Annotated in this window: 28 protein-coding genes and 3 pseudogenes; 12 read left to right on the plus strand and 19 right to left on the minus strand. The window is 38.2% G+C overall.

Features of this window, described 5'->3' with window-relative positions:
* The first annotated feature begins 6 nt into the window (after positions 1-6).
* Positions 7-516, plus strand: coding sequence for an ankyrin repeat domain-containing protein (locus IRB79_RS18540; RefSeq protein WP_243503945.1), 510 nt, complete (start codon positions 7-9; stop codon positions 514-516).
* A gap of 365 nt (positions 517-881) precedes the next feature.
* Positions 882-1,022, plus strand: a complete 141-nt coding sequence (locus IRB79_RS18545) for a hypothetical protein (protein ID WP_243503947.1) — start codon at positions 882-884, stop codon at positions 1,020-1,022.
* Positions 1,023-1,200: 178 nt separating this feature from the next.
* Here IRB79_RS18545 and IRB79_RS18550 read toward each other — a convergent pair.
* From IRB79_RS18550 to IRB79_RS18560, 3 genes and pseudogenes are all read right to left on the minus strand, one after another.
* Positions 1,201-1,551, minus strand: a pseudogene (locus IRB79_RS18550) (phage tail protein); the annotation flags it as partial.
* 202 nt (positions 1,552-1,753) lie between these two features.
* Positions 1,754-2,764 carry a hypothetical protein gene (locus tag IRB79_RS18555; protein ID WP_243503949.1) on the minus strand — a complete coding sequence of 337 codons (1,011 nt, stop codon included), beginning with the start codon at positions 2,762-2,764 and terminating at the stop codon, positions 1,754-1,756.
* 59 nt (positions 2,765-2,823) lie between these two features.
* Positions 2,824-3,060 (minus strand): winged helix DNA-binding domain-containing protein, encoded by a 237-nt coding sequence (locus IRB79_RS18560; protein ID WP_243503950.1) that lies wholly within the window; start codon positions 3,058-3,060, stop codon positions 2,824-2,826.
* Positions 3,061-3,556: 496 nt separating this feature from the next.
* On the opposite strand from IRB79_RS18560, the gene IRB79_RS18565 reads away from it, so the two are divergent.
* From IRB79_RS18565 to IRB79_RS18595, 7 genes are all read left to right on the plus strand, one after another.
* A complete protein-coding gene (locus IRB79_RS18565) occupies positions 3,557-3,913 on the plus strand; it encodes a MarR family winged helix-turn-helix transcriptional regulator (protein ID WP_243503951.1) in 357 nt (118 codons plus the stop codon).
* On the plus strand, positions 3,900-5,450 hold the full coding sequence (locus tag IRB79_RS18570) for an ABC transporter substrate-binding protein (protein WP_243503953.1): 1,551 nt from the start codon (positions 3,900-3,902) through the stop codon (positions 5,448-5,450). The genes IRB79_RS18565 and IRB79_RS18570 overlap by 14 nt, the downstream gene beginning before the upstream one ends.
* A gap of 72 nt (positions 5,451-5,522) precedes the next feature.
* Positions 5,523-6,440 carry an ABC transporter permease gene (locus IRB79_RS18575; protein ID WP_243503955.1) on the plus strand — a complete coding sequence of 306 codons (918 nt, stop codon included), beginning with the start codon at positions 5,523-5,525 and terminating at the stop codon, positions 6,438-6,440.
* An 8-nt stretch (positions 6,441-6,448) separates the two neighbouring features.
* Positions 6,449-7,351 (plus strand): ABC transporter permease, encoded by a 903-nt coding sequence (locus tag IRB79_RS18580; RefSeq protein ID WP_243503956.1) that lies wholly within the window; start codon positions 6,449-6,451, stop codon positions 7,349-7,351.
* Between the two features lie 16 nt (positions 7,352-7,367).
* Entirely contained in the window at positions 7,368-8,357 is a 990-nt protein-coding gene (locus tag IRB79_RS18585; protein WP_243503957.1) for an ABC transporter ATP-binding protein, read from the plus strand.
* Complete coding sequence (locus IRB79_RS18590) at positions 8,354-9,361, plus strand: ABC transporter ATP-binding protein (RefSeq protein ID WP_243503958.1); 1,008 nt, start codon at positions 8,354-8,356, stop codon at positions 9,359-9,361. The genes IRB79_RS18585 and IRB79_RS18590 overlap by 4 nt, the downstream gene beginning before the upstream one ends.
* The gene (locus IRB79_RS18595; protein WP_243503960.1) at positions 9,342-10,523 is read left to right on the plus strand and encodes a M24 family metallopeptidase; all 1,182 of its coding nucleotides are present in this window, start codon (positions 9,342-9,344) and stop codon (positions 10,521-10,523) included. The genes IRB79_RS18590 and IRB79_RS18595 overlap by 20 nt, the downstream gene beginning before the upstream one ends.
* 315 nt (positions 10,524-10,838) lie before the next feature.
* Here IRB79_RS18595 and IRB79_RS28065 read toward each other — a convergent pair whose 3' ends face one another.
* The 15 genes and pseudogenes from IRB79_RS28065 to IRB79_RS18665 form a co-directional block, all read right to left on the minus strand.
* Entirely contained in the window at positions 10,839-10,964 is a 126-nt protein-coding gene (locus IRB79_RS28065; protein ID WP_279401028.1) for a hypothetical protein, read from the minus strand.
* A 345-nt stretch (positions 10,965-11,309) separates the two neighbouring features.
* Entirely contained in the window at positions 11,310-11,462 is a 153-nt protein-coding gene (locus IRB79_RS18600; RefSeq protein ID WP_243503961.1) for a type II toxin-antitoxin system SpoIISA family toxin, read from the minus strand.
* Between the two features lie 20 nt (positions 11,463-11,482).
* Positions 11,483-12,209, minus strand: a pseudogene (locus IRB79_RS18605) (lipid II flippase family protein); the annotation flags it as partial.
* 104 nt (positions 12,210-12,313) lie between these two features.
* On the minus strand, positions 12,314-12,856 hold the full coding sequence (locus IRB79_RS18610; RefSeq protein ID WP_243503962.1) for a DUF1572 family protein: 543 nt from the start codon (positions 12,854-12,856) through the stop codon (positions 12,314-12,316).
* A 492-nt stretch (positions 12,857-13,348) separates the two neighbouring features.
* A complete protein-coding gene (locus IRB79_RS18615) occupies positions 13,349-13,702 on the minus strand; it encodes a VOC family protein (protein ID WP_243503964.1) in 354 nt (117 codons plus the stop codon).
* A gap of 37 nt (positions 13,703-13,739) precedes the next feature.
* Positions 13,740-14,573: an aminoglycoside 6-adenylyltransferase gene (locus tag IRB79_RS18620; protein ID WP_243503966.1), complete on the minus strand. Its 834-nt coding sequence runs from the start codon at positions 14,571-14,573 to the stop codon at positions 13,740-13,742.
* A gap of 91 nt (positions 14,574-14,664) precedes the next feature.
* Positions 14,665-15,210: pseudogene (locus IRB79_RS18625) on the minus strand (general stress protein).
* 102 nt (positions 15,211-15,312) lie between these two features.
* Positions 15,313-15,678 (minus strand): DUF805 domain-containing protein, encoded by a 366-nt coding sequence (locus tag IRB79_RS18630; protein ID WP_243503967.1) that lies wholly within the window; start codon positions 15,676-15,678, stop codon positions 15,313-15,315.
* Positions 15,679-16,229: 551 nt separating this feature from the next.
* Positions 16,230-16,709 carry a hypothetical protein gene (locus IRB79_RS18635; RefSeq protein ID WP_243503969.1) on the minus strand — a complete coding sequence of 160 codons (480 nt, stop codon included), beginning with the start codon at positions 16,707-16,709 and terminating at the stop codon, positions 16,230-16,232.
* Between the two features lie 165 nt (positions 16,710-16,874).
* Positions 16,875-17,375 (minus strand): RNA polymerase sigma factor, encoded by a 501-nt coding sequence (locus IRB79_RS18640; RefSeq protein WP_197249428.1) that lies wholly within the window; start codon positions 17,373-17,375, stop codon positions 16,875-16,877.
* A gap of 16 nt (positions 17,376-17,391) precedes the next feature.
* Complete coding sequence (locus IRB79_RS18645) at positions 17,392-19,611, minus strand: sensor histidine kinase (protein ID WP_243503970.1); 2,220 nt, start codon at positions 19,609-19,611, stop codon at positions 17,392-17,394.
* On the minus strand, positions 19,589-20,281 hold the full coding sequence (locus IRB79_RS18650; RefSeq protein WP_243503972.1) for a response regulator transcription factor: 693 nt from the start codon (positions 20,279-20,281) through the stop codon (positions 19,589-19,591). Before IRB79_RS18650 ends, IRB79_RS18645 begins: the two co-directional genes overlap by 23 nt.
* Before the next feature lie 240 nt (positions 20,282-20,521).
* Positions 20,522-21,649, minus strand: coding sequence for a DNA polymerase III subunit beta (gene dnaN / locus IRB79_RS18655; RefSeq protein ID WP_243503973.1), 1,128 nt, complete (start codon positions 21,647-21,649; stop codon positions 20,522-20,524).
* Between the two features lie 69 nt (positions 21,650-21,718).
* The gene (locus tag IRB79_RS18660) at positions 21,719-22,174 is read right to left on the minus strand and encodes an NUDIX hydrolase (protein ID WP_243503976.1); all 456 of its coding nucleotides are present in this window, start codon (positions 22,172-22,174) and stop codon (positions 21,719-21,721) included.
* Positions 22,171-23,007: a pentapeptide repeat-containing protein gene (locus tag IRB79_RS18665; protein WP_243509534.1), complete on the minus strand. Its 837-nt coding sequence runs from the start codon at positions 23,005-23,007 to the stop codon at positions 22,171-22,173. The genes IRB79_RS18660 and IRB79_RS18665 overlap by 4 nt, the downstream gene beginning before the upstream one ends.
* Positions 23,008-23,167: 160 nt before the next feature.
* Between IRB79_RS18665 and IRB79_RS18670 the strand changes: the two genes are divergently transcribed.
* Positions 23,168-23,509, plus strand: a complete 342-nt coding sequence (locus IRB79_RS18670; protein ID WP_243503977.1) for a hypothetical protein — start codon at positions 23,168-23,170, stop codon at positions 23,507-23,509.
* Between the two features lie 36 nt (positions 23,510-23,545).
* Here the strand turns inward: IRB79_RS18670 and IRB79_RS18675 are convergent, their stop codons facing one another.
* Complete coding sequence (locus IRB79_RS18675; RefSeq protein WP_243503979.1) at positions 23,546-24,334, minus strand: aminoglycoside adenylyltransferase domain-containing protein; 789 nt, start codon at positions 24,332-24,334, stop codon at positions 23,546-23,548.
* Between the two features lie 225 nt (positions 24,335-24,559).
* Between IRB79_RS18675 and IRB79_RS18680 the strand changes: the two genes are divergently transcribed.
* Both IRB79_RS18680 and IRB79_RS18685 read left to right on the plus strand, forming a co-directional pair.
* Positions 24,560-25,489, plus strand: a complete 930-nt coding sequence (locus IRB79_RS18680; protein WP_243503981.1) for an ABC transporter ATP-binding protein — start codon at positions 24,560-24,562, stop codon at positions 25,487-25,489.
* The gene (locus IRB79_RS18685) at positions 25,449-26,612 is read left to right on the plus strand and encodes an ABC transporter permease (RefSeq protein WP_243503982.1); all 1,164 of its coding nucleotides are present in this window, start codon (positions 25,449-25,451) and stop codon (positions 26,610-26,612) included. Before IRB79_RS18680 ends, IRB79_RS18685 begins: the two co-directional genes overlap by 41 nt.
* Positions 26,613-26,626 lie beyond the last annotated feature (14 nt).

The raw sequence follows: 26,626 nt of genomic DNA on the forward strand, positions 1-26,626 counted from the left end.
ATTAATATGGATAAGACTCAATTTGCTAAAGATATTAGAAGTGCCATAAAAAGTGGGCAATTGGATACTTTAAGAGATTTACTTAAGAAAGACCCAGATATGTTAACATGGATGACACCTTTTGGTACATGGTTACATGTAGCGGCAGCACATGGACATTTAGAGATAGTAGAATATCTTATTAATACAGGAATAGATGTTAATGCACAAGGTGGAACTTTTTCTACAAATGCTCTTGAAAGAGCGACTGCAAAAGGACATTTAGATATTGCTAAATATCTAATTAGTAAGAATGTGGAGATTGATATTAGTGAACCAGATAGAAATCCTCTGTTTGCTGCAATATATGGTGGGCATTTGGAGATTGTTAAATTGTTAGTTGAGAATAATATAGATATATCTATAAAATACTCTGGTGAAACCATGAAAGATATGGATGCCTATGCATTTGCCATAGAAAGAGGACAAACAGAAATTGCTGAATATTTAAAACGAAAGATGGACGAAACAGAATAATAAAGAGTTACGGTAAATAAGCCTAAAATCAAGAAATTAATAGGCTCACTTATTTAAAAAGAAATAGAAATAGTAATTAATAAACTATAGAGCACCTGATTGTCTTTTAGGCAGCAAGTGCTTTTTTGTAAGAAATTACTACTTTGGACAACATGAAAATTGATTTTATGAAATTCATAACTGATGAAGGTTGTACCTTTAAGGCATTCTGTTTTAATACTTGGTTTGTGAAAATAATAACGATAACTAGGTAAGATGACATTTTACATGCCAAGAGGATTACGATACTGCCAAACCCATAATCTAAAGAGAATGCCAAAGCACGTGGCGATAAAAGGTAGGTTACGTAAGAAGGTATAAGAGGTTTGTTACATGAGGATAAAATTGATGCAGGGATAGTTTTTACTGACGAAGATGAATATTTTCCTGATTATCCTGAATTCAAAGAGAAAAATGTTGAGATGAGAGTTGACAGAATCAGTATAGAATTTTTAAATACAACTTAATAATAATTGATAAGCTATTTGGTATTAGTGTGTTTTTAAACGGTATTTAAAACCTTGATGCCTTTCTAAATACAACAGCCCCCCCCCTAATACGATGAAGAGATGCTGTTTTGTAAATGCCTACATGAATTGTCTGTATCATTGTTTCATTGTCCTTAGAGTAGAAATATTTCTAACCCTAATACTCCCCTCTAACAACAAAAAACGATCCCCGAATAACCCCCGCCAGTTTAGACTTCAGCCTGTCAAACTTAAACTTCCCTTCTAACTCCTTTGGTACTTCCATCCCCTCAGAGAGCTTAAAACCCACAGCACGTTTCTTAGGATCATCAATGGTATACATGACATTGACACTAAGGTCATCCTCATAAAAGACGTAGGTCCATTTGATATTTTCGACTTGAAATTGGGAAGTTTCTAAAGGTTTGGCTGCAAATTCTATATCACGTTCTTTTTTCAAGATATGGTTTACATAATCAAGGGTTTCCTGGCTTTCACTGGCAGGAACAACGGTAAATTTGGTCTGATAATTAATGTGCAATTTCATATTTTATAATCCAAAACCGCCCATATAGTTAGTTTGAGATTTTATCTTTAAATGCGAAACTAAATAAATCTACATACTTTATTTCTTCGAGATCAATTAAAAAATTTAAATTCTGCTTTATTATATCTTTGGTATCCAACTCTACTTGAGCCTCTACCCTTTCGCCGTTCGGCAAATATAATTTTCACTGTGAAGGATTCCTTCTGCTATTAAGATAAGCGGTACTATCACTTGAAAAAAACGGGTATTCAAGCAGAAGTTCATTAGCTCCCCCAAGGAAATGGAAATTAACATTAGAATATAAATTAAATATTCGATCCAAAGTAGCTCTACAGTGGTTCAAACCTTTCTTCATTAAAGGAATTAACCCTCCAAGTGCTATCACCTCATGTTCTTCATCTACTAACATTTCTAAGGACTTTAGTGAATCCGAAACCTGAAATACAGGGATGAGGTTTGCTCCTGGAACCATGGCCTTTAATTTAGCATAATTTTCTTTTGTGGCTTCCGGATCTCCTATTACATCTAAGGGGAAGAACCCTATAATTCTTGGATTATTCTTATTTGCATTAATAAAGTCTGCATACCCTTTCAATATCATATCCTGTTCAGTTTGTTCATCAAAAAGGGATAGATTTTGTAACCCTTTCTTACATTTTTGATTATGGAGAGAAAAGCTTCCGCTATCTATATATGCATATAAATTATATCTATCTAATTGCTTTAGACAGTTAGGCCCTGACTGCAGGATTTGAAAGAAATTAAAAAGCACAAAATTTCCTCCTATTTTTTTAAGCAGCTGCAACCCATTCTTTTCTCTTTCAAGTCCACTTGCCCAAAAACGCAGTGTTTTAAGGGATAAACGGTACCCTTCTCTTAACTTCAAGAACCATGCAATATGATGAAAAATCCTATTTATCATTCCAAATAGTGCTGATGAGTAGCTAGAGAAACCCTCCATATCCTTTCTAATTATGGTTCTTTTAAATAATGTAAAAGAAATAGCACGTCTTAGTTGCCCTCTGGTTATTGAAATAGAGCTCCCCTTTTGCTTTTTAACAGTAATAGAATTTTTACCATATTGAACAATATAATTAGTTATGCCACTGGCCGTATTATAATAGCCAGCTTTCATCATTTCCCGCTTAAACTTGCGTTCATAACTTCTTGCACTTGTTTGGTACTTTACAATCATTCCTCATCCCTACCTTTGCTGTTAGTAGTGCTTCTAAGCTAAACCTAATGAATTTCAACCTAACAATCTTCAGTAAGATCCTGCAGGGCGTTCTTTTCATTAATGTAAATAGTCACTTCTTCGGCCGGTATTCCATAGTTTACTCCGCCAACTATTAATTCTCTCTTAGATTCCTCCAGGACTGCATACTGAACATACACTTTTTCTTTATGTTCCCAGCCACTTAGAATTGCTTCAGCATCCTTTCTGCAGAAAAATAAATTATCAAACACTCGGTAAACCTTTTTGATGATCATTGTTATCCTCCTTAAAAAGTAATGGAAAATGCAAAAAACGCACTTTACCCAAAGGATTAAATTAACTACGATAGTAGTTTTAATCACTTGGATAAAGTGCGTTCAAAAATGAAAGATAATAACGCCCGCATGGGTGTTAGTAAAAATAAAAAGAAGAAGTATGAGTCTAGTATATCATCCCGATTAGTCATAAAAAAGGAAAGATTACAGTCATTTGTTTTCCGCTTCCTTTTTTTAATGCGATAGTGTTTAACCGAGGAATATTAAAAAGGCATAAGGTAACCTGATTTTATTTATACAGAATTTTCATAAAATTCTGTTGACAAATGTGACCAATTAAAATTAATATGTAAACAAGTTGTTATTAGCAACTAAATTTATGAACTAAGGAACTAAACTACATGAATGAAAAATCGAAAAAATTAAGAAGTTTAACCGTTTTTATCTTAATGTTGTTGGTTTGTATGCTCAGTATTCAAAAGGAAGCCCCTATTCAATGTCAGAAGCGATGATTTTATATGAGATAGATAAAAGGAAGAGATGTACAGCTTCTCAATTATCTGGGTATTTCGACTTCGATAAAGGCTATGTAAGTAGAATGATACATAAGCTAAGCAAACAAAAACTTATTGAACGAGTATCGGATAACCAAGATAAACGAAAGAAATATTTGCATATCACTGAAAAAGGGCAAAAAGTTCTTAAAGAACTTTCAGATAATGCCAGCCATGATGTAAGGAGGATGATTGAAAAAATTGATTTGGAACAAGTAAATTCTCTTATTCAATCAATGGAAGAAATCGAGAAAATTTTATCAGCCAATAAAGGAGGAAGATTTGATGAGGAAAAATAAGGTCCTGATAACATTTCTTTTAATCATTACGATGTTATTGGCAGCATGTACAGAAGGTACGAATGTGGATGGTAATTCCAGTAGTTCATCAGATTCCAGTTCAGATGCTACTAGTCAGGGTCCCCTTGTCATCGGTTTTGAAGCAGACGCTACCACACTTCTAGCAAACCACGATGTCAACTACACCACAGATACGCTAATTCGTAATATTTATGATCCACTGATTGATCGAGATTCTCAAACAGCTGAATTTGCCCCTGTTCTTGCAGAGGAATGGAAAAATATAGACGAAAAAACATGGTACTTAAAGCTGAAAGAAGGAGTTAAGTTCCATAACGGAGCAGATTTTAATGCAAATGCAGTTAAATTTAGTATCGACTACATCTTAGATGAAAGTAACGGGTCATTTTACCGTTCAAGATGGGCTAACGTTGAAGAGGTCGTTGTACTTTCAGATTACGAAGTTGAGATCCATACATCCGTGCCTTTTCCAAGCTTAATCCAACGAATTGCAGAAGATTTGCTCATCATGGAACCTGGCTATGTTGAAGAAGTAGGTATAGAGAAAGCATCAAGCGAACCAGTTGGTACAGGGGCGTATACGTTTGTTGAATGGTCAAGAGATAACCATTTGAAATTAAAAGCTTTTGAAGACTATTGGCAAGGAAAACCTGGGATTGAGGAAGTTGAGTTCCGAATTATTCCGGAATTTAGCGCAAGGATGTCTGCTTTTATGAGTGGAGAAATATATTTATTTAAGAACATCCCTGTCGACTCAGTTAAACAATTTGAAAGTAATGAAGTAAAACAGATTTCTTCTTCACGTATCAATTACTTAGCATTATCGAACCTTGTCGATGGTCCATTAAAAGATGTCAAAGTTAGACAAGCTATTAATCACGCTATCAATGGAAATGAACTTCTAGAAACTGTATTAAGTGGGTATGGATCGAGAATTACAGGACCGCTGTCCCAATTGAATTCTGATTATGCTGAAACTAAAGAATACGACTATGCCCCAGATCTTGCCGTAAAGTTAATTGAAGAAGCTGGCTATAGTCCAGAAGAATTAACATTAACATTGGATACACCAAGTGGTCGATATCCAATGGACTCCCATATTGCTCAAGCCATTGCCTCGCAATTACAAAGTATCGGGATCAATGTAGAAGTAAGGGTGAATGAATGGGGACAGCATTTGGAGAAGATTCAAAAAAGAGAAACTGGTGATATGTTCATTCTTGGATGGGGACCAGCTTTCGATGCCCAGTCAACAATTGAAAACTTGTTCACTTTAGATGCGCCATACAGTAGTTTTTACCAGGAGAATATTGAGAAAAAGATTAAGGAAACAAACCAATTGTTTGATCAAGAAGCGCGCTATGCTGGATACGCTAAGCTTCAGCAGCAGTTAGTAGAACAAGCCGCTTGGGTTCCATTATGGCAACAAGCGGACCTTTACGCTGTTAAATCTTCTTTAAATTTCTCACCTCGTGTTGATGAGAAAATGAACGTGTTTGAGATGTCATGGAACTAAATTTATAGTTTCAAAGAAGAGAGGGTCCCCTTCTCTCTTCTTTTATTCCAAGGGATAAGGCGGGGTGCTACTATGTTAGATTTTATAATTAAAAGATTAATACAAGTGGTCATCGTTGTATTTCTTGCTCTAACAGCAGTCTTCTTTTTAATTCGTCTTTCGGGAGATCCGACCACACTATTCCTCCCGCCTGATGCGCCAAGGGAACAAATTGAAGAATATCGTGAGTTATTAGGATTTAACCGTCCACTATATGTTCAATACACTGACTTCATGAAAGGCGCCATTCAAGGTGATTTTGGAGAATCTTTAAGAAGTGGCGACGATGCTCTAGGACTTGTTTTAGAAAGAATGCCAGCAACTTTTCAATTAGCATTCTCAGCATTGTTATTATCAATCATCATCGCTATTCCACTTGGTGTTCTATCTGCATATAAACGAAACACCCTATTTGATAAAGCAAGTGTAGGGATTACGGTTATCGGTCAGGCTATCCCCAGTTTTTGGTTTGGTTTAATTTTAATTTTTATTTTTGCTGCTCAACTAAAATTATTTCCATCGAGTGGAGGCGGCTCTGTTAATCACATGGTGCTTCCAGTTATTACACTAGCTTTGTATAGCGTATCGCGTTTTGTCCGCTTTACTCGATCGGCCATGCTAGATGTATTAAATAAAGACTATATCCGAACAACCAAAGCAGCTGGAACACCAACATCCACGCTAATTATGAAATACGCCTTAAAAAATTCTTTGATTCCGATCCTCACATTAATTGCACTTGATCTCGGTGTTTTATTAGGCGGCGCTGTCATTACGGAAGCTGTTTTTTCTTGGCCTGGTGTAGGAAGACTATTACACCAGTCATTAATGAATCGAGATTTCCCAATTGTATTGGCTGGGGTATTTATCATTGCCATCATTTATGCAGTCATCAACTTTATTACAGATATTTTATATGCATATGTGAACCCCCAAATTAGAGTGAAGTAGGTGAAGATGTGGAAACCAGTACAATTACAACTACTAATAAATCAATTGATATGAAATTTAAAAAGAAATCTAAATTCAAGGATTTCTTTCGAAAACTGTCAAAAAGCTGGGCTGGGTTGCTCGGTTTTTGCATAATTATCTTTTTAGTAGTTCTCAGTCTATTTGGGCAATGGATTGCCCCTTTTGATCCTATGGATGCTCCATTACGAGATCGTCTTTTACCTCCTTTTACAGACGGTCACATATTAGGAACCGATCAATTAGGAAGAGATATACTTTCTAGAATCATAGCAGGTACAAAAGTATCCTTAATCATAGGGTTAGCCACAGCTTTATTAGCCGGGGTCATTGGCACCATCATCGGTGTGATTGCAGGATACTTTAGGGGCTGGATTGATATAGTTCTAATGCGAATTGTGGATGTTCAATTAAGTTTCCCATTTATCTTATTAGTACTCGTCATAAGTGCAATACTTGGAGCAGGACTTACAAACATTATCATATCTCTTGCTTTAGCGGGATGGGTTATTTTTGCCAGAGTTATTCGTAGTGAAGTGTTGGCTTTGAGAGAAAAGGAATTTATTACAGCAGCAATCGCAACTGGTGTGCCGAAATTCGAGATATTAGTAAGACATATCCTTCCTAATATCTTTACACCCATCATTATTTTAATCTCTTTACAAATGGGCACATACATTATCGCAGAAGCATCCGTAAGTTTCTTAGGATTCGGAGTTCAACCGCCCACTCCTGCATGGGGCAATATGCTTAATGAAGGAAAAGATTATATTTTTAGTTCTTGGTGGTTAATCACATTCCCGGGTATTGCGATTATCCTCACTACACTTGGGGTTAATTTATTCGGTGACTGGTTAAGGGATACACTTGATCCAGAACTTAAAGGCGAATAATAGGAGGTGAAAAAAAATGACTGAAGTACTTCTTGAAATCAAAAATCTTGGTATCCAATTTAATACAGGGGAAGGTACCGTTCAACCGATTCGAGGGGTAAATTTCTCCTTGAAAAAAAGTGAAACTCTTGGGGTTGTTGGTGAATCTGGTAGTGGAAAAAGTGTTACTTCTTTAGCGATAATGGGACTTTTACCAGAGAAAAAAAGCAAGATTGTTTCTGGGAGTATTCATTTTAATAATATAGATGTAACCACTCTAGATAATCACCAATACAGAAAACTTCGCGGGAATGAAATATCCATGATATTCCAGGAACCAATGACCTCTCTCAATCCTGTTTTTACAATAGGTGAACAATTAAGTGAGCCACTAAAACAGCATAAAAAAATGCCAAAAAAAGAAAGAAAAGAAGCCATCATCAATATGTTAAAGCAAGTGGGCATTCCAAGAGCGGAACAGATTATTAACGAATATCCTCATCAATTATCAGGCGGTATGAGGCAACGCATAATGATTTCATTAGCCCTTTTATGCGATCCTAAACTCCTCATTTGCGATGAACCTACTACTGCTTTAGATGTAACCATTCAAGCACAAATCTTAGAACTGATGAAACAGATTAAAGCTGAAAAAGATATGAGTCTTCTTTTTATCACACATGATTTGGGTGTGGTAGCAGAAATGTGCGATCGTGTTGTGGTCATGTATGCTGGAGAGATTGTTGAAGTGGCAGAGATCCATGAACTATTTGACAATCCCCTACATCCATATACAAAAGGTCTAATCCATTCTCTTCCGACGAATAATTCTAGAAAAAGCAAACTCTATTCCATTAACGGACAAGTACCTAGGCCTGATGAAATTGGAGAAGGCTGCACATTCGCCAATCGATGTCCATATGCATTTGATAAATGCACTGTGAGCGCCCCACCTACTTTTTCAATGGGAGAGCATTTAAGTAAATGTTGGCTACAAGAGTCCTTTCGGCAGGTGAATATTCAATGACGGAAAAGTCCTTACTAGAAGTTAAGAATCTTAAAAAATACTATGAAATATCACAAGGTCTTTTTAAGCCGAAGCTAGTAGTAAAGGCGGTAGACGATATTAGTTTTTCTATTAATAAAGGAGAAACTTTTGCCCTAGTTGGAGAATCTGGTTGCGGAAAATCGACTACTGGAAGAACCATATTAAGGTTAACTGGAGCAACTTCAGGTGAAATCCGCTACAAGGGGCAAGACCTTCTAGCATTACGAACTGAAAAAATGCGCTCATTACGGAAAGAGACGCAAATGGTCTTTCAGGATCCGTACGCTTCTCTTAATCCTAAGATGACCATTAAACAAATCTTAATGGAACCGCTCCGTGTCCATAAGAAATTTCATCCTGACGAACGATTGGAGAAAATTATCGAGATTCTAGAAATCGTCGGTCTCTCTAAAACACATCTTGATCGGCACCCTAATGAATTTTCCGGTGGACAAAGGCAGCGGATCGGCATAGCCAGGACTGTTATTTTAAACCCAGACTTTATTATAGCAGACGAACCAGTTTCTGCTCTTGATGTATCTGTTCAATCACAAGTTATTAATTTAATGCTCGAGCTACAAAAAGATTTTGGTTTGACATACTTATTTATTTCCCACGATTTAAGTGTAGTTAAACATATGACAGACCGAGTTGCAGTTATGTATCTTGGGAAAATTGTAGAATTAGCCGACACTGAAGAATTGTTTTCAAATCCAAAGCACCCTTATACTCAGGCATTAATCTCAGCTATCCCTGTATCTCACCCTAGAGAAGTGAAAGAACGAATCGTATTGAAAGGAGATGTTCCTAACCCTGCCAATCCACCTTCTGGATGCACGTTCCACACAAGATGCCCATTTGTCATGGAAAAGTGTAAATCTATTGAACCTTCACTCACAGAAATAGCTACAGGTCATACCGCAAGCTGCCATCTATATACCAATAACAAGGAGGAAAAAACAAATGCTATTATCTATTCCTAAATACGAATTTAAAGAAAGACAAGAAAAGTTTAAAAGCATTTACAAAGGAAAGGGATGTGATGCTTCCGTTCTTTTCTCTGTAACAGATATCTTTTACTTAACTGGATTTCATTTTCATCCTACCGAGAGACCTATTGGTTTGCTGATTGATCCGCAAGATAAAGTTCACTTATTTGTTCCAGCTTTAGAGCATGAACATGCGGAAGAATATAGTGTTGTGGATTATGTACATTCATATCCTGAATATCCGGGAATTAAGCACCCGATGGAGTATTTCAAAGAAATCTTAATAGAATATGGGTTTGAGAATAAAACGTTTGGTTATGATTCTTTAGGCTATGGCTCCCCAATGGGCTATCGCGGTCCTGCTATAGATCAGCTAATCGACTCAAAGCAATTTGTTTCTTTACATGGTGTAGTTCAAGAAATGAGATTTATTAAGAGTCCAAATGAAATAGAATTAATTAAAGAATCCTGTCGCTGGGGAAATCTAGTGCACCGCTTGCTCCAAAAGTATACCAAAAGTGGTTTAAGTGAAATTGAAATTACTAGTAAGGCTTCGAATGAAGCAACAAAAGCCATGATTGATACGCTTGGACCCGATTATAAACCACATGGTCAAACACCTTACGCTGTTTTTCGCGGTCAAGTCGGTCCAGAATCTGCTTTCCCCCATGCCGTAACACAAAATATCGTATTAAAAAAAGGAGACACTCTAGTAACGGGAGCAGCATCCAGTGTTTTTGGATATACAAGTGAGTTAGAGCGAGTCATGTTCGTCGAAGAATATTCTAAAGAGCAGGAAAAATATTTTCACCATATGTATAAAGCCCAAGAAGTTGCATTTAAAGCTATCGAACCTGGAAGAACGTACTCTGATGTTGAAAAAGATGTTCAAGCATATTTCAAAGAGAACAACTTAACAGAATTAACGAGACACCATACCGGCCACAACATCGGAATATTAGGGCATGAAGCACCGTTTTTCGACTTAGGTGATCACACATTACTAGAACCTGGCATGGTTGTTACCGTTGAGCCTGGAATATATGTGAAGGGCTTAGGTGGCTTTAGACACTCTGATACGGTTCTTGTGACAGAAGATGGTATTGAAATGTTGACCTATTACCCGAGAGACCTCCAATCTTTAATTTGTTACTAAAGGAGTTATCCTTAATACCAATAATGAATGACTCAATCTTTCTGAAAGGACGGTTGAGTCATTATAATTTTTTTCTGAGGTAATATAAATGAAATTGTTTATTTCGGCCAGTGGAACTTAAAAAGTAATGGAAAATGCAAAAAACGTACTTTACCCAAAGGATTAATTAACTACGATAGTAGTTTTAATCACTTGGATAATGTGCGTTCATTAATTAAAGATAATAACGCCCGCCTGGGTGTTAGTAAAAATGAAAAGAAGAAGTAATAGTCTAGTATACCCTCCTCATAAGCCATAAAAAAGGAAAGATTGAAGTCATTTGTTTTCCGCTCTCTTTTCTTTTAAAACTTCGATTATCTTTTCGTTTTCCTTTGCCACTTTAAATCCCATATCTTTACCGAATGTCTTCTTTTGACCCTTTATACCCTTATCATCTCCCATAGCTATCCTCCTTATATAAGAAGTATATCCATGGACCTTTTGCAATATGACCATAAAAAAAGCAAAGGCGTTTTGCCTTTGCTTCCAGTCTCTATTGGTTATTTAACAACTCTAACACCTTTTTATTCATTTCATTTACACCACTAAATGAGTCTCCAGGTGCAACTTTGGTTAATTCTTTCCGCGATTATTAATTGCAGTGGTTTCTCCAGAGGGAGTAACCATTCTGCCTGCTCGGCCTCTATACTTCTTAACCTTTTTTCTTGAATGAGCAATTCTGCTAGCAATCATAGTTAATCATTCTCCATTGGATTGATTATATTTAATTATACCACTAATACTCTATTAACACATCTCCCATTCAAAAATACTGATGAGATTGACAATATTAAGAGCATCAATTCCCGTTACTTCAACATCTTTGCTGCTAACTAAAGCTAAGTAGGTATGCTGGCCATAAAAAGGAACAATAAATAATTCTTCTATGACCAATGGCAAGCTTTCTGCATCAGCTAGTCGGTTCGAGACATAATGGAAATTCCTTTTAAATTCGAAAACTTGGCTTTCCCGTGCACCACATTATCTGACATGACAGAAATTTTCGGGTCCACAAAAATGGATAGAAGGATCGTTGCCACACCGTTTATGAGTCCGGATGCCATTATAGCAGTATTTGAACTAACCGTTGTGAGCAAGGAAGCATATAGGGCTGCCAGTACTCCAATCGTATATATGGCTGTCACAAACATATTGAATAAAAATAGCCGTTTTGGTATTTCACTTAGTTTAAGCCCATTCAAATAGGAGATTCTCGGAATCTTAAAATGTTTAAATTCTCTTAGCCGATTTCCAATTAAATCCGATTTTCAGTAATGAAGGAACCGAACCTTCCTCTTCGGCAAGACGGATTATCGCTCTTGAAAAAATGGCTATGAACGTTGGGAGCAATAGGATTCCAATAATGGTCCCTATTGTGGATGCCCCTATTAACACCCTGAATTGACTTTCCACAAAACCGAGAAAGTTTTGTTCAGGCGCAGTATCAATAATACTGCCAAGCAATGGCTGCTGATCCATGTTTGCCATTCGTGAAACAATGACAATGGTACTGAACAAAGAAAGCCCTGATGCTATCAGCTTGACCCTGGCACCCGATAATCGGACTGCATAAGCCAGTGTTTCAATACTATGTATAAGGATAATAAATAAAGAAGTAAACACGATCTTCCCCGTCATTAGATCCAAAAAGAACACTTCTTTCAGTTTTCCTTATTATACCATTAGGTTGAATATGTTTGAAGCGTGAGGAAAAAGATGATTTCCCTCCCGATTGCAAATGAATACACCGCCTATTTTCCAGCATCGTGTTTGTCGAGCATTTCCTTAAGAAATTCATCAGATTTCCCTCTCGGAATACTAAGGCTTTCCCACTCCCCGTTTTTAATTAGCTTGCCAATATAAACAATCTGTCCAACATGATAAGAATAATGTGCCATCTGCCTTTCTATTGCATCCATAACCATATGGCTCTCACCTCGAATAGTGATATTTTTAAGCAGATCCTGCTCTTTTAAACTATCTAAAGCGGAAAACAGTACCTTCCACCCTTTTTCCCAAATCAATATTAGTTCATCCTTTGAAGCTATGGCTGTCGAAAACTCCTCATCCCTGTTTCGATAAGGCTTTTCTCCATCTGATGTCAAAAAATCGGTCCACCGTGAAACCATATTGCCGCTCATATGCCTGATAATTACCGCTGTACTATTGGACTCTTCATTGCAAGCCCGATTCAATTCCTCCTTGGAAAGCCGCTGAATGGTTATATCCGCTAATTCCTTCACAGCCTGGAATCTATTCTTTACGATCATTAGATAATTTGCACCTAAGCTCATAGTATGGCCTCCTTCTTTTTAACTTCAGTAAGATTGGACTCATTAGAAACCTAATGGGAAAATAAGATGCAGACTGATGAAACCGTTTTTGAAGCAGATGCAGGATTAACTCCTCTTTTCCTTCGGCCCTTGTCTTTTTCGTCGTTATTCTTCTTGATTAACTACCCTTTTCCTTCGACCCGTGTCCTTTTCGTCGTTATTCATCCCGATTAACTACCATTTTCCTTCGACCCTCTTCCTTTTCGTCGTTATTCATCCCAATTAACTACCATTTCCCTTCGACCCTTGTCTTTTTCGTCGTTATTCATCCCGATTAACTACCATTTTCCTTCGACCCTCTTCCTTTTCGTCTATATTTTTCTTGATTAACTCCCATTTTCCTTCGACACTCTTCTTTTTCGTCGTTATTCATCCCGATTAATTACTATTTCAATTGAACCCCTGCCTTTTTCGTCAATATCGATGCTGAAAGCGATGCCTTAAAGCACCGCACTATCTTTTTCTCTGAATAAGCCCAAACCCAAGCCCAACTGAATCCACCAGATAGGCAAGATAAAAATCATCAAATTCCATTTTGTCCCTTACCACCATTGCCCCATTTTCTTTTGCAAGTGAGATGGATTCATCAATCGATTCCACTTCAATCTGAATCCGGGTACCATGCGGGTAATCGTTTGGCCCTTTACTGATGCCCCCATTTACGGATTGATTTTGGTCATTTCCTGTCTTGACTGGCCAATATCCCCAATTCGGTTCTTCAATCTCCCATCCGAAAACTTTGGAATAAAACTCAGCTGCTTTTTCCGGATCCTGGCTGTTTAATTCAAATCCGATTACTTTTGCCATAGGTATCGCCTTCTTTCTTCTATTAACATGCTATGTTTCAATCAACCATTCCGAGTATCTTTTCCACCCAATCATCATGTTCTTCCAGCCCAACCTTGTGACAAAGACATGCATGTACTCTTCTGAATTCCGGGAAAATGCTTGCCATCGCCTTCATAATTTCAGAGGGTTCCTGACTGCTGAACCATTCCTCCAGGAGTTTTAGCTGCCAGGCTTCCAGTTTGCTCCTTGTTCCCTGCAATCTGGCCCAGTCTCCGAAGGTATTTGGCTGCACCCCTGCTTCCATATGCCATGCAGTTATCAAGGATAATCGGAGATTGTCCAGGCAGTGCAAAGCATAATATATCTCCCCCCGGCTCACTCTTCTGTATATCTCATGTATATATGCAAAAAATTTATTTCTCCAGCTTTCTACTTCCTCATGAGTGGGCTGGTAAGTTAAACCTTTTGACTTTTCCGATAATGCAAGCATTACTCCATCCGTATCATGAACAATCTTTATATTTTGAAGCCATACAGATGGCTGGAGCTGTTGGGAACGATAATAAAATGCATCTACTTTAATAAAATTAGTATAGTGTGCAACAGTATGTGACGCACGGGGATTATCTTCGAAGAATAAAACATTTCCCCATTTTTTCGCCCTTCCCTTTTTATTAAGCCTATATTCCTCAAATACCTCATCATTCACGACAATCCGCAGATCAATGTCTGAAAATAAATCCGTACTGTTCTCTCCAATTGAACCGCCATAAAAAACATGCAATACATTTTGATCATGTATCAAATCCTTTTCAATAGAATGCATTATTCTTTCTCTATGTCGTGGAAGTTCAGAATCTCTTCCTTTGTATTTAGCAAATAATCCCATTCACACCTGGCCAACTCCCTTATACATTATTCCTTCTATACCTTACCGATTCTGCTGTTTCTACCAGTTACCTGTCATGTGTTCAGTATGCTCACCGTAAATTCCTGCTTTCTGCTTTAATATTTTTCAGTCTTTTAAAATCCTTGCTTAAACATGCTTGTTTAAAGCGCTTTGTCTGCTTGAGGCTGTTAATGTCAGAGCGATTATCATAAGATAGCTGAATATGAAAATAGTTAACATACTCAAGGATGGCAAAGATATAGATAAAGGCGGCAATCGTCAGTCCCTGAGGGGTTGATGGATGCCACATATAATAATCTGCTATGAAGGCAGCCGGAATTATTATTATCAATGCAATGTTCCATTTTTTTATGGCCCATAACTGCTCAACTAGCCTGATCGGGGCAGCTGATGTATTTTCCTTTTTTAGGCGCTTCCATTTTACAAACCAATAAATGGATCCTTGAAGGAGTAAGAACTCCAGCAGCAGAAATGATGACTAGAAAGAAAATAGTGAATATAAATGAAGATCAGGATATGTATAATTCACCAGATAACTGATAAAAACAAACATTATGAGGCTCGTCGTTTCTCCGGTAAAAAGATATGAAAGTCTCTTCAATAATCTATTCCTCACCTAAATTCCTCACTTCCGGGTAAAGATATCACTAAAAAGTAATACGAATTTTCTCAAAAATAGTTTCAAAAAAAATCCCAGCCGAGGCGGCTGGAGATTTTTTTATATTGCTTTTTTAGGATTAGGCCCATATTTATTTGATCCAGGTTCACTGTCCATTAGAGTAAAGATGAGGATAATAATCCCTCCGATTAAAGGAATCAAAGATATTAAAATCCACCAGCCGCTTTTCCCGGTGTCGTGCAGTCTTCTGACAGTTACAGAAAGACTCGGAATTATCATAATCAGAGAGAAGAGAGTTGTAAGGATTCCAATGTCCTCTGTAATCTCCAATCCAAACATCATCTCAATAATAGTTAAAATGATTGAGATCACAAATGTAAACAAAATAAACATCCAATATTCCCTTCTTCTCGACCTACCGCTGAAATTGAATGATTCTCTAAGAACATTAATAAACGCATTCATGCTGTTTTCACCTCCGCTGTACACATCCATCTATTATATCAATAATAAAAACCGTTTTTCAGCAGGGAAAAATATGGTTTTATATCGGAAATTGAATGAAATTGAGATCTCCCCCCAAAATGCAAGAAAAGTCTCCTGCCTCTGATAATCGAAGCTGTGGTTTTGTTCATTTTTTCTCATATTACCAGATAAGGACTGGCACAGAATATTTTTATGCGGCGTATTTCTATAGTGGTGATGAACTTGAAAATACTCAAAACAATCCGAGATGTGATAAAGCACGAGGCCAAGAATTTCTTCGATAACAGAATGGCCAGGCATAAAGATAGGCTCCCAAACAGATAAATGAGCTTCCTGCACAAGCAGGAAGCTTTAATTTGACCTAATAAAATGCAAATGCCAGCGCACAAATACAAAAGCTGCAAAATAATAGATGGCAGAATACCACCATTTCCAGGAGAAATAATTTGGCATGTACCTAATTACAATCAGATTAATGGCCAAAGAAAGATAAGGAAACCAATACATACAATGAACCGCCTTTGATTGTTTCAATACTTTTTATGTAAAGAACTTTTATGCTCTAATAAAATTATAAATTTATAAAATAATACGAGAGACAACAGAAGAAATGGGTCAACAATAATCGAATACCATATCTTCCATGTACCATAGTTAAAGTAACCCCATGGTTCAGGAAGCAGAGCCGCCATTTCATAAAGGATAATTCCCGCAACAAAGAAAAGTAGATAAACCATTTTTTTAAGAACGCCCTTTGAAAAAGGGTATCCATTCAAAAAAATGATGTTCACCGGCGGAATTAAAAATAACCTCGGCAGCAAGCCTACCCATTCAACACCTGGAGAAAAGTACCAATAATGATGATGTTTAAATTCAACAATTAAATCAAATAACATCTGAAAAGCTATCGTAAAAGTCCAGATTTGCAATATTTGGCTGGGAGTCATTTTTTTATTTATTTTGAAGGCAGCCATATTAAAAACGATTATTGAAGCTATAAGTAAGATCATAAGTATTCCTTATATCTCTTTCTCGAAAGTTTTTATTATTATTTCCTAATTCGGCCGTCTGCTATGCAAAAGCAGAGAGGACAATTGACCTGATATTGCCCGTAAAGATAAATTAAAAAAGAGCAAACGGCCGATCTTATTGGCCAATTGCTCTCTTTTTCGTTGTTATGCGCCCATTTGCACCATCATTTTCAGCTGCTTTCGAGCCCTGAAGATCCTGGTTTTTACAGTTGATGGATTTAAATTAAGCATAGCCGCTATTTCCCTTTCCTTTAATCCCCGGTCTATTTTCAGCAAAAGAATATCTCTATAGCTGCCTGTCAGCTGCTTTACGGCTCCGGTGATTTCTTCAGCAGCAAAGCCGGATTCAACTTCCTGCTCCACATTCTGTTTCGCAGCTACACCGAGGCATTCAAGCATGTCCTGCTCCATCGGCACAGCAGCTTTCCGCCTTTCTCTGCGAATAACGTCCAGGGCGGTCCTTCGGGCAATGACAGACAGCCATGCCCCCGCTTTTTCTTCATCGATAATCGTTTCCGCTTTCTTCATGGCTTTAATAAAAGTTTCTTGAACGATATCCTCTGCAAGATAAGCGTCTCTTGTCATCGAGAAACATATATGATAAAGGCGTTTATAATGACACGTATACAGCTCGGTAATATCCATAATTCATCCTCTTCCCTTACTCCTCTATATTCAGTGAAATGATCACCTTGAACAAGTCACCATCTGTATCTATTTCAAGATTTCCATCATGAAGATCAATAATCGATTTGGCAATGGCAAGGCCCAGGCCAGTGCCATCTGTATGCCTTGATTTATCTCCTCGTTTAAAACGCTCGAAAAGTTCTTCACTTTGATCGTCCAATTCATATTTAGAAACATTTTTAAACGTAATGACTGCCTTGCCTTTCATTTTCGTTATCGCAATATAGACCCGTGAATTTTCCAAAGAATATTTCAGGATATTGCCTATTAAATTATCATAGACACGCCAGAGCTTTTGCCCATCCACATATGCTATTGCCGGATGATCAGGCTTGGTTACGCGGAAATGCAGATTAGATTCACTAATGGCGTTATCATGCTCTGCAAGCGCCTGCTGCAGCAGCTGGACGAGGTCCACTCTTTCCTTCCGAAGCTCAATATTGCCGCTCGCCATTTTCGAGACTTCGAATAAATCATCAATCAAACCTTTTAATCGTTTTGACTTTCGGTCAATGATTTCAAGGTAGGCTGAGCGATCGTCTTGTGAAACCTCACCTGACTTCAGAAGCTCCGTATACGTAATAATTGAAGTCAATGGTGTTCTTAAATCATGGCTGACATTTGTAATCAGTTCCGTTTTCAGCCTCTCACTTTTTGCCTGTTCGCTTAGAGATGTTTTAACACCCTGCTTCAATATATTAATGTTTCCTGCGAGTGCAGCCAGAACACCTTTTCCTTTAACTGGCAAGTCCTGTCCCATGTGGCCCGAAGCCAATTCATTTGCGGTCTCGACAATTCGGTTGAAATAGCCAACGCGTCTGATTAGTGCCATAACAAGCGGAACACCTGCAAAAGCTAAAACCATTACATAAAATAGGGCAAAAAGCGGGTGGAAGAACATGACGATCGAACCCATTCCCATTCCAAAGATGATTAATAGAACAACAAACAGCTGCGTCCCTGTACTCCGGTTTAAAAAGGCTTCCTGCAGGCTGGTTTTCAAACCGCCAGCCGCTCTATAAACCAGACTCTTTCTCAAAACTGCCTTTGCGTTTTCCCAGTCTTTAAATTCATCAGCAATATATTTCAGCTGCACAATTGTCAGACCGCAAAGTACCGATGCTCCCAGAAGCACAATAATCAATTCAATAACACGCGGCAGGATATTGTAGGAGTCTATTAGAAAATCATTTATCAGAAAGAGCGCCAAAATGCTGCCCATTACTGCAAACCCCAGGAAGATTATTCTTAAATCTATAGGCAGCTTATTATATAAAGGCTCCCACCTTTTGATTTCAGCTGAAAGGGCCTTTGACTTTCTGCCAGCAATCAATGCAGCGATAACGGCCAAAACCGCTGAGCCGCCATAAATTAATAATACAATCTGCTTTTGTTTGAAATGATTATTTTGGTCAATGAACATATTTGAATCAGGAAGGTTTTTAGCCAGACCTATTTGTCCTTTAAAGTAGCCTGATTGCGATTCTGTCAGGGACTGTTCAAACTCCTCATACCCCCCCATAATAAAATGAAGGAAATAATTTTTGTCCATGGTGTAATCGGTACGATAAACCATCTCTTTTTTCATTACTTCATCCGGAGACTCATTTTTGGACAAACTTAAATTCGTGTATACTTCACCAGTGGAAGTGTCCTCAAAATAATAAGTAAATGAATCCTCATAAAAATCATACTGATCCCGCAATTGTTCTTTTTCCTTGAAAAACTCTTCTATCTTTTCTTCTTTTTCTTTTATCACTTTGGGGCGTACGTGTTCATCACTCTCAAAGTTCTTCGTAATATCCTCGATTCTTTTGTTCATCTGATCGGTTAAAGCCTTGGCAAATTCATTATTTTCAGTGTCCTTTGCCTCTTGGATTCTATATTCATATTGGCTTCTAATATTATCTATTTGTTCAGGCAGAGTCCCATAACGATAGCGATGTTCATTAATGTCCTCTTCCGACACCTCGATTGCTTCCTTAGCACTTTCGAGGGTAACATTATTCAGTTCGAACATTTCCAGGTATCCGGCATACTGATCCAAATCACTTCTAAACTGATTTGTGTGAAAATAGTCCGGGTTCGCATATTCCCTTCCGTTTATGAGAACAGACAAAACGCCGCTCGCTCCGAAAGCAAATAAAACCGTTATCATCGCAATGATGAATTTATTTTTCCATCTTGTATCCAATTCCCCATACCACCTTTAAATATCTCGGATTCTTCGGATCGATTTCAATCTTTTCACGGATTTTCCGAATATGGACTGCCACCGTATTTTCTGCGTTATAGCACGGCTCGTTCCATACCCGTTCATAAATTTCATTAATGGAAAAAACACGTCCGGCATTCGTCATTAAAAGTTCCACAATTTTATACTCGATCGGAGTCATTTTCACTGGCTCGCCATTAACACTCACTTCTTTTGCTTCCTTATCCAGCACCAGACCGTTCAGATCGATCACCTTTTTTACTCCTTCAAACGTTCCGAATGTCACATATCTTCTCAGCTGCGATTTCACACGGGCAACCAATTCCATGGGATTGAAAGGCTTGGTCACATAATCATCAGCTCCAACCTGCAGCCCCAGGATTTTATCTGTATCCTCTGTTTTGGCACTCAGAATAATAATCGGAATGTTTTTCTTTTCGCGAATTTTATATGTAGCTGAAATGCCGTCGAGCTTTGGCATCATGACATCCAAAATGATCAGATGCACCTGGTTCTCATTCAATATCTCCAGAGCTTCGATTCCATCTTTCGCTTTCAAGACGGTTATGCCTTCATTTTTAAGATAAATTTCAATGGCATCTCTTATCTCTTTTTCATCATCTACGACGAGTACATAATAGTTATCCATAATCCCCCTGCTTTCAAGGTGCTCATTTCATATTTTTATACTAAACGCAAAATCTTAACATTAATGTAATAGAAATCTTAAGAATTTCTTAAGATTGAATCTGCATTTCTTAAGTTTGACATCCCTTTCATTTTATAATGGATGGAAATGGAAATATAGACTTGTTATTGTAAGCCATAAAAAAGCACCATCCGCCAGCTGACCTTGCTGGTGAATGGTGCAAAAGATTAATTACAGCTTTTAATACGAACGAACAGGCGAAACAAGCTGAATATACGACTCGTCGCTGACAGGCTTGACTATAACAGGCTTCATTGAACCGCTGAAGCATAAAAGAACATGCTCTTCCAGTATAGCTTTTAGGGCATCCATTAAAAAGTTTCCATCAAGTGATATGGATAGTTCCCGCTCGCCAGTAATTTCTAATAGAGGCTGTGTTTCTTCAATTTTTCCAATGGCAGAGGAAACAGAAGATATTTTCAATGTTCCTTCTTTTATCTCCAAGAGGACATTGTTATTCTTCCATTCGAGGGCAAACAGGCAGGCGCGGTCAATTCCCTTTAATAGTTTCTTTACATCCAGTTTTATAACTGTTTTCGCTTCATTAGGGATAAGTCCCGTTACATCCGGATACTTGCCTTCAATAAGCCGTGAACAGAGCATGATTGATTTTGTTTTGAATACTAAATAGCTCTCTGATGAGAAGATTTGTATTTCGCTTTCTTCCTGATGAGCCAATAGCTTTAAAAGTTCCTTAAGGCTTGAGCCTGGAACAATGAAAGACCCTTTGGAAGCAGAAACGATCCTTGTCTCCAGAAATGCTAATCGATGTGAGTCAGTTGCCGCACACGAAAAGTGATTTTCATTAACAATCATATGCACTCCTGTGAGCACCGGCCTTGTATCATTCTTTGAAACTGCAAACACGGTCTGCTTTATCATTCCCGATAATTTAGCAGAGGAAATTTCGATCCCGTGCGAATTTTCAATTTCAGGAAGTTTTGGATACTCTACAGCTGGAAAACCATTTATGTATGTGATGATTTCATCTGAAATGATTGTCACGTTATGCTTTTCATTGACTTTGATATGTATGTCACCCGGCAGCTTTCTAATTAGCTCTGTCAGATATCTGGATGTTACTACAATACTGCCAGTCTTTACTATTTCCAGTACAGCCCCTTCATGAGCAGCAGGAATAACCTTTTCAATCACAATATCAGAGTTGCTTCCGGTGAGTGTTAAATGGTCCTCGCATGCAGTCAGCTTTATCCCGGTCAAAATAGGAACAGGTGTCTTAGCAGAAATTGCACTGCTCACTTCTCCAATTGCTTTATTAAAATAATCATTCTTAATTTTAAACTCCATTCATATCCCACCTAATTTTATCGATAGGGTATTCCTTCGACAAAATTCCTGAAAATTCCTTTTACCTTATCAGCTTAACTTTGTTTGAAACAGCTCCAAGGGATAAAGTTTATCAGCTTTTACGGCATTTAGGATTTGCCTTATGACTTTGGCATCGCGAAGTTCCTCGTCTTTCAAGCTATTAAGGTTTGACAGGTTCACCCACGTGCTATCGGCAATTTCTTCTTCCTGTAGGTTTAAAAAGCCCTCTCTTATTTGAGCAATAAAATGGAATAAGATGACCTGATGGTCCGTACTGCTGATAAAGTTATAGATTCCAGTTGTATGGGTCAGGTTTACGTCCAAGCCCGTTTCTTCTTTAACTTCCCTGCAGGCAGCCGCAAGGATATCTTCCCCTTTTTCAACACGGCCAGACGGGAAATTCCATTTATTCTTTACAATGGCTTTATTCTCTTTTATCATCAGCACTTTGCCTTCTTGTATAATTGATGTGCTGACAACAAGCACGATTTCGTTCTGTGTCATTCGGCATCTCTTCTTTCCTTTTGATTCACCCAATGCTGTGGTCTCTTCAATACCTTTGGCAGCTTCGTATACATATCCCCTTTTGCTGAATTAACCTGAGCCTGTGTTAGAAAAATACTTCCCATTAGATTGGCTCCGCTTAAATTTGCGTCCCTAAAGTCCGCACCAATAAGATCCGTATATCTTAAGTCAGCTTTGCGCAGGTCAGCTGCAATAAACAAGGCACCTCTTAAATTCGCTCCGCACAACACCTCACCGCTTAATTTGGCTCCGATAAAATCTCGCCGGCCCCTATATTTTTTCGAGGATTTTTGAGTCAATCCTGCGTTCTTCCTGACAAACTCACTGGCTTTTAGAAGCAGCTTATTGACTTCACCCCTATGTGCCTGGACATCAATATCCATAATTAAACCCGGTCCCATAGTAGTTAAATCCTCTGTTTTGTCCAAAATGTCTCTGACTTCACCATGAATAGGCATAGCGGCTTTTAAATATAGAATTTCTGTTAAGTAGAAAAGCATTTCATGAAGCTGATGCATAATGGGAAACACATCAAACATCTCTTTCTCAAGTCCGGGATGGCTGCGCCAGTCTCTATTCTTAAAAGTGTTTTGAGATACTTTTTGGCCTGCTCCAAAGCATTCAAATGAGGTGCATCCTCTGAAGCCTTTTCCCCTGAGGTCTGCATGTATTTGACAGCGAAAATCAGCTTGCAGATTGGGACATGGCTTACCTGCTTCCTTATCCAAAGCAAAGTCTGCAGATTTTGCATAAGGGATGGCCACACAGCAAAGCCCAAAACAATTTTCACAATCGGGTATTAAATTACTCATTTGCTTAGGCAAAACACGCACTTCCTTTCGTTCAAAGTTCAGGAAAGATTTCAGTAATATTTTTTTCATTTGTTACTGTTCTTGACTTTCCTGCCGTTAATGTTTATTCTTTCTGCAAATGGAAATTATTCTTAATAACTCATTATTAAGGAGTGACTTCATGTCCAGGAATAAATATAAAGAAAAGGCAATGAGTGCCGTAAGCAAGCTAAAATCCAATCTTAAAGGGAAACTTTATGAAATGGCAGACATTCCTTCCGTTTCTGTTAGGCAGCTGTCAGATTTCATCCTGCAGCATCCCGATACACAAATAACAAAGAAAGAACTCCTTGGAAACACCTACACTTTCTACCGTCTAAATGCGAATGATGACTTTCTGTATATGGAAACAATTAATGAACGGATTCTTCAATTGGATGGATCCTCACATGGAAAAAGATTTGTCTCTTATCGATCTTATCGGGATTCCCATAACTTGAACACTCCAATGAGGATGACATAACGGCCTCACTCAAGTGAGCTTCACATCAAGGGAAGCTCACCTATTTTTGATTGCTGCTGATTGGCTTATAAGATATTTTGACAGTTTAATAGTCTCTTCGATTTGGTCACGCTTTGTTGTATAAAGTCTATTTTTCTCACCTCTGCGAATATTAATGGCATCCACTATGATTGGGTGCCATTTTTCAGGCAAATGCTTTAAGGAGTACTCCCCAGCCCCTTGCTTAGAGATAATATCCTTCTCTCTCAATGTGTAAAATTGGCGCAATATGCCGAGCACCGTCCATTCAACTTCTTTATCAATCTCAGAGTCGGCTATTTGTGTAAGTTCATCAATCGATTTCTCGAATGTCCGGATTCGATTTGCCCAATAAGTATTCATGTTCTCATAAGTGTATGAAACCAAGTCATTGTCATTTATCTCTATAACCGGAACATCCCCATAAATGACAATACCCTTCTCTTTTAAAAGCCACAAGGTGACTGGATTCAGGAAATGCCCATAATTCATTGTCCCGTTATTATAGAAGAAACATTCACAAAGCGTTCCCAGGTCATTTTGAGCTAAATAAACCCCATCCATCTCAGAAAACTGATATTTGTATGCTATTATCCTATGGATCTCCTTAGCCTTTTTCAATTCTGATTCAGTTAAACCTCTTTGTGTAACCGCAATAAAATCAATATCGCTTGATCCTTCTACAAAAGCATCCAGTGCAAGCGATCCGTGCAAATAAAGGCCTGCAAGCTGATTGGGCATATATTCATTTACTAAATCTATATACTCATTTAATAGATCATCAACCACTATTGGAAGTTCTCTCATTTACACTTCTCCCCTAACTTCTGATAGAAAAAGCCTTTCACACATCATTTTAAAACACAGAATCATCTTTTCTATATCGGTTTGCCCCATATTATGGAACCAGTATCGATATTATTAAGTTTACTAAATAAATGAATTTTTTCAAAAAAAGTAACGTATTAAATAGAAGGTTAGGAATTTTGCATGATGCTGATATCCAACTTGTCATGAAAGCGGGGAAAATGAATGACTGTGTTAGAAGTAAGAAATCTACAAAAATCCTTTGGCCAAATAAAGGCTGTCCAGGATATAAGTTTCTCGGTTAATGCCGGGGAAGTCTTCACGATTATCGGTCCAAACGGAGCTGGCAAAACGACTACACTGGAAATGATTGAGGGCCTTGTTTCCCCCGATAATGGTGAAATACATTTTGGCGGGCTCGATTGGAATAAGCATGCAGTTTCAATAAAGAAGAAAATTGGCGTTCAGCCTCAGTCAAGTGCCATGTTTGATTTATTATCACCAGAAGAAAACCTAAACCTTTTTGCATCCTTTTACGACAATGCCCGTCCAGTTAAAGAAATACTGGAAATAGTCAATCTTACTGAGCACCGCAAAAATCATGTAAAAAAACTTTCAGGCGGCCAGAGGCAAAGACTTGCCATTGGACTGGCGCTGATTAGTGACCCTGAAATCATTTTTCTGGATGAACCGACTACCGGTCTTGATCCACAGGCCAGAAGAAACATTTGGGATATCATTCTTCATCTTAAAGAACTAGGCAAAACGACCATCCTTACCACTCATTACATGGAAGAAGCAGAGAAATTAAGTGATCGTGTATGCATCGTGGACCAGGGGAACGTGATCACACTTGACTCCCCTTCCGCACTCATAGAGAAACTTACAGATGAACGGGAAATAAGGTTGAGTTTTCTTGATGGCGAAGGTGCTGCAGAGGATGCTGATATGTTCTCGAAGGATCTGGAATCCGTATCCAAAACGGAACGGGAAGGGGCTACTCTGAAAATATGGGCAGCAAAGCCTGAAGAAACCCTTTTGGACTTATTTAAGTTTACAAAAGAAAAATCATACGGGGTGGAACAGGTCTCCATACGGGAAATGAGCCTGGAAGATGTGTTTATTGCGTTTACCGGCAAAGAATGGAGGGATTAAGATTAATAGATACCATCAATTTAAAATGATGTTTTTGGCACAGCTGAAATTAACTCTTCGCGAAAAACAGGCATGGTTCTGGGGCATCTTTTTCCCGGTTATCCTAATGGTTATCTTCATGGTCATCTTCAGCGGAAATTCAGATGAAGAGTTTAAAACTGAAGTGGCTGTTGTGGATCCAAGCCCGAATCCAGCTTCAGAGATGATGCTTTCACAAATCAGCGGACTTCCCGTTTTTGAAGTCAAATCAGGTAAGCCTGTCACAAGGGATAAAGCGGAGGAATGGGTAAAAGATCAGGAAGTGGATGCCGCCATCATCCTGCCGGAGTCAGCAGAAGCTTCCTCTGTTTTCCTTGTAATAAATAAAGAAAATGAACAGGGTGCCGCAGCCCAGGCAGTTTCCGGCATTCTGGATAAGTTTGTCCAGCAGGCCAATTTAATGGCTGCAGGTGCTTCTCCGAAATATGATTTGCAATATGAATCGATAACCTCTGGCACCAATGAACTGGATTATACAGATTTCCTTTTAACCGGGATGATTGCTTTATCCATTGCCCAGGGGGGCATGTTTGGAATGGTGGATCTGGTGGAAATGCGCAGAAAGGGATTAATCAAAAGGCTGCGAATGACACCGGCAAATATGGGCATCTTCGGATTAAGTGATATGGTTATGAGGCTGTTGTTCAGTATTGTGCAAATCATCCTGCTTTCATTAATAGGTGTCCTCGTATTTGGCGCTAATCTTTATATTAATCCTTTTACCTTGATTATCGTATTCCTGATCGGGGCTTTATCCTTTAATGCACTTGGCTACTTCTTCTCATCTTTCAGCAAAACGACAGAAGCTTATATGGGAGTAGCCAATATCTGCAGTTTTCTTATGATGTTTTTAAGCGGTGTGTTCTTCCCTATTGAAACGATGCCTGAATGGATCCAGCCAATATCCAGCATCCTGCCGCTAACCTATTTTGCTGAAGGCTTAAGGGAAAGCATGGTGTATGAAACCGGCATTGCTACTGCAGCACTTTGGGCAGGAATAGGCGTGATGGTGATATGGGGAGCGATTACCTTCCTTCTGGGATCGCTGCTTTATAAAAGGAAGGCGATTGCAGCAGATAGATAAAAATAATGGGTCCG

The sequence above is a fragment of the Cytobacillus oceanisediminis genome (assembly GCF_022811925.1).
Classification (GTDB): Bacteria; Bacillota; Bacilli; order Bacillales; family Cytobacillaceae; genus Cytobacillus; species Cytobacillus oceanisediminis_D.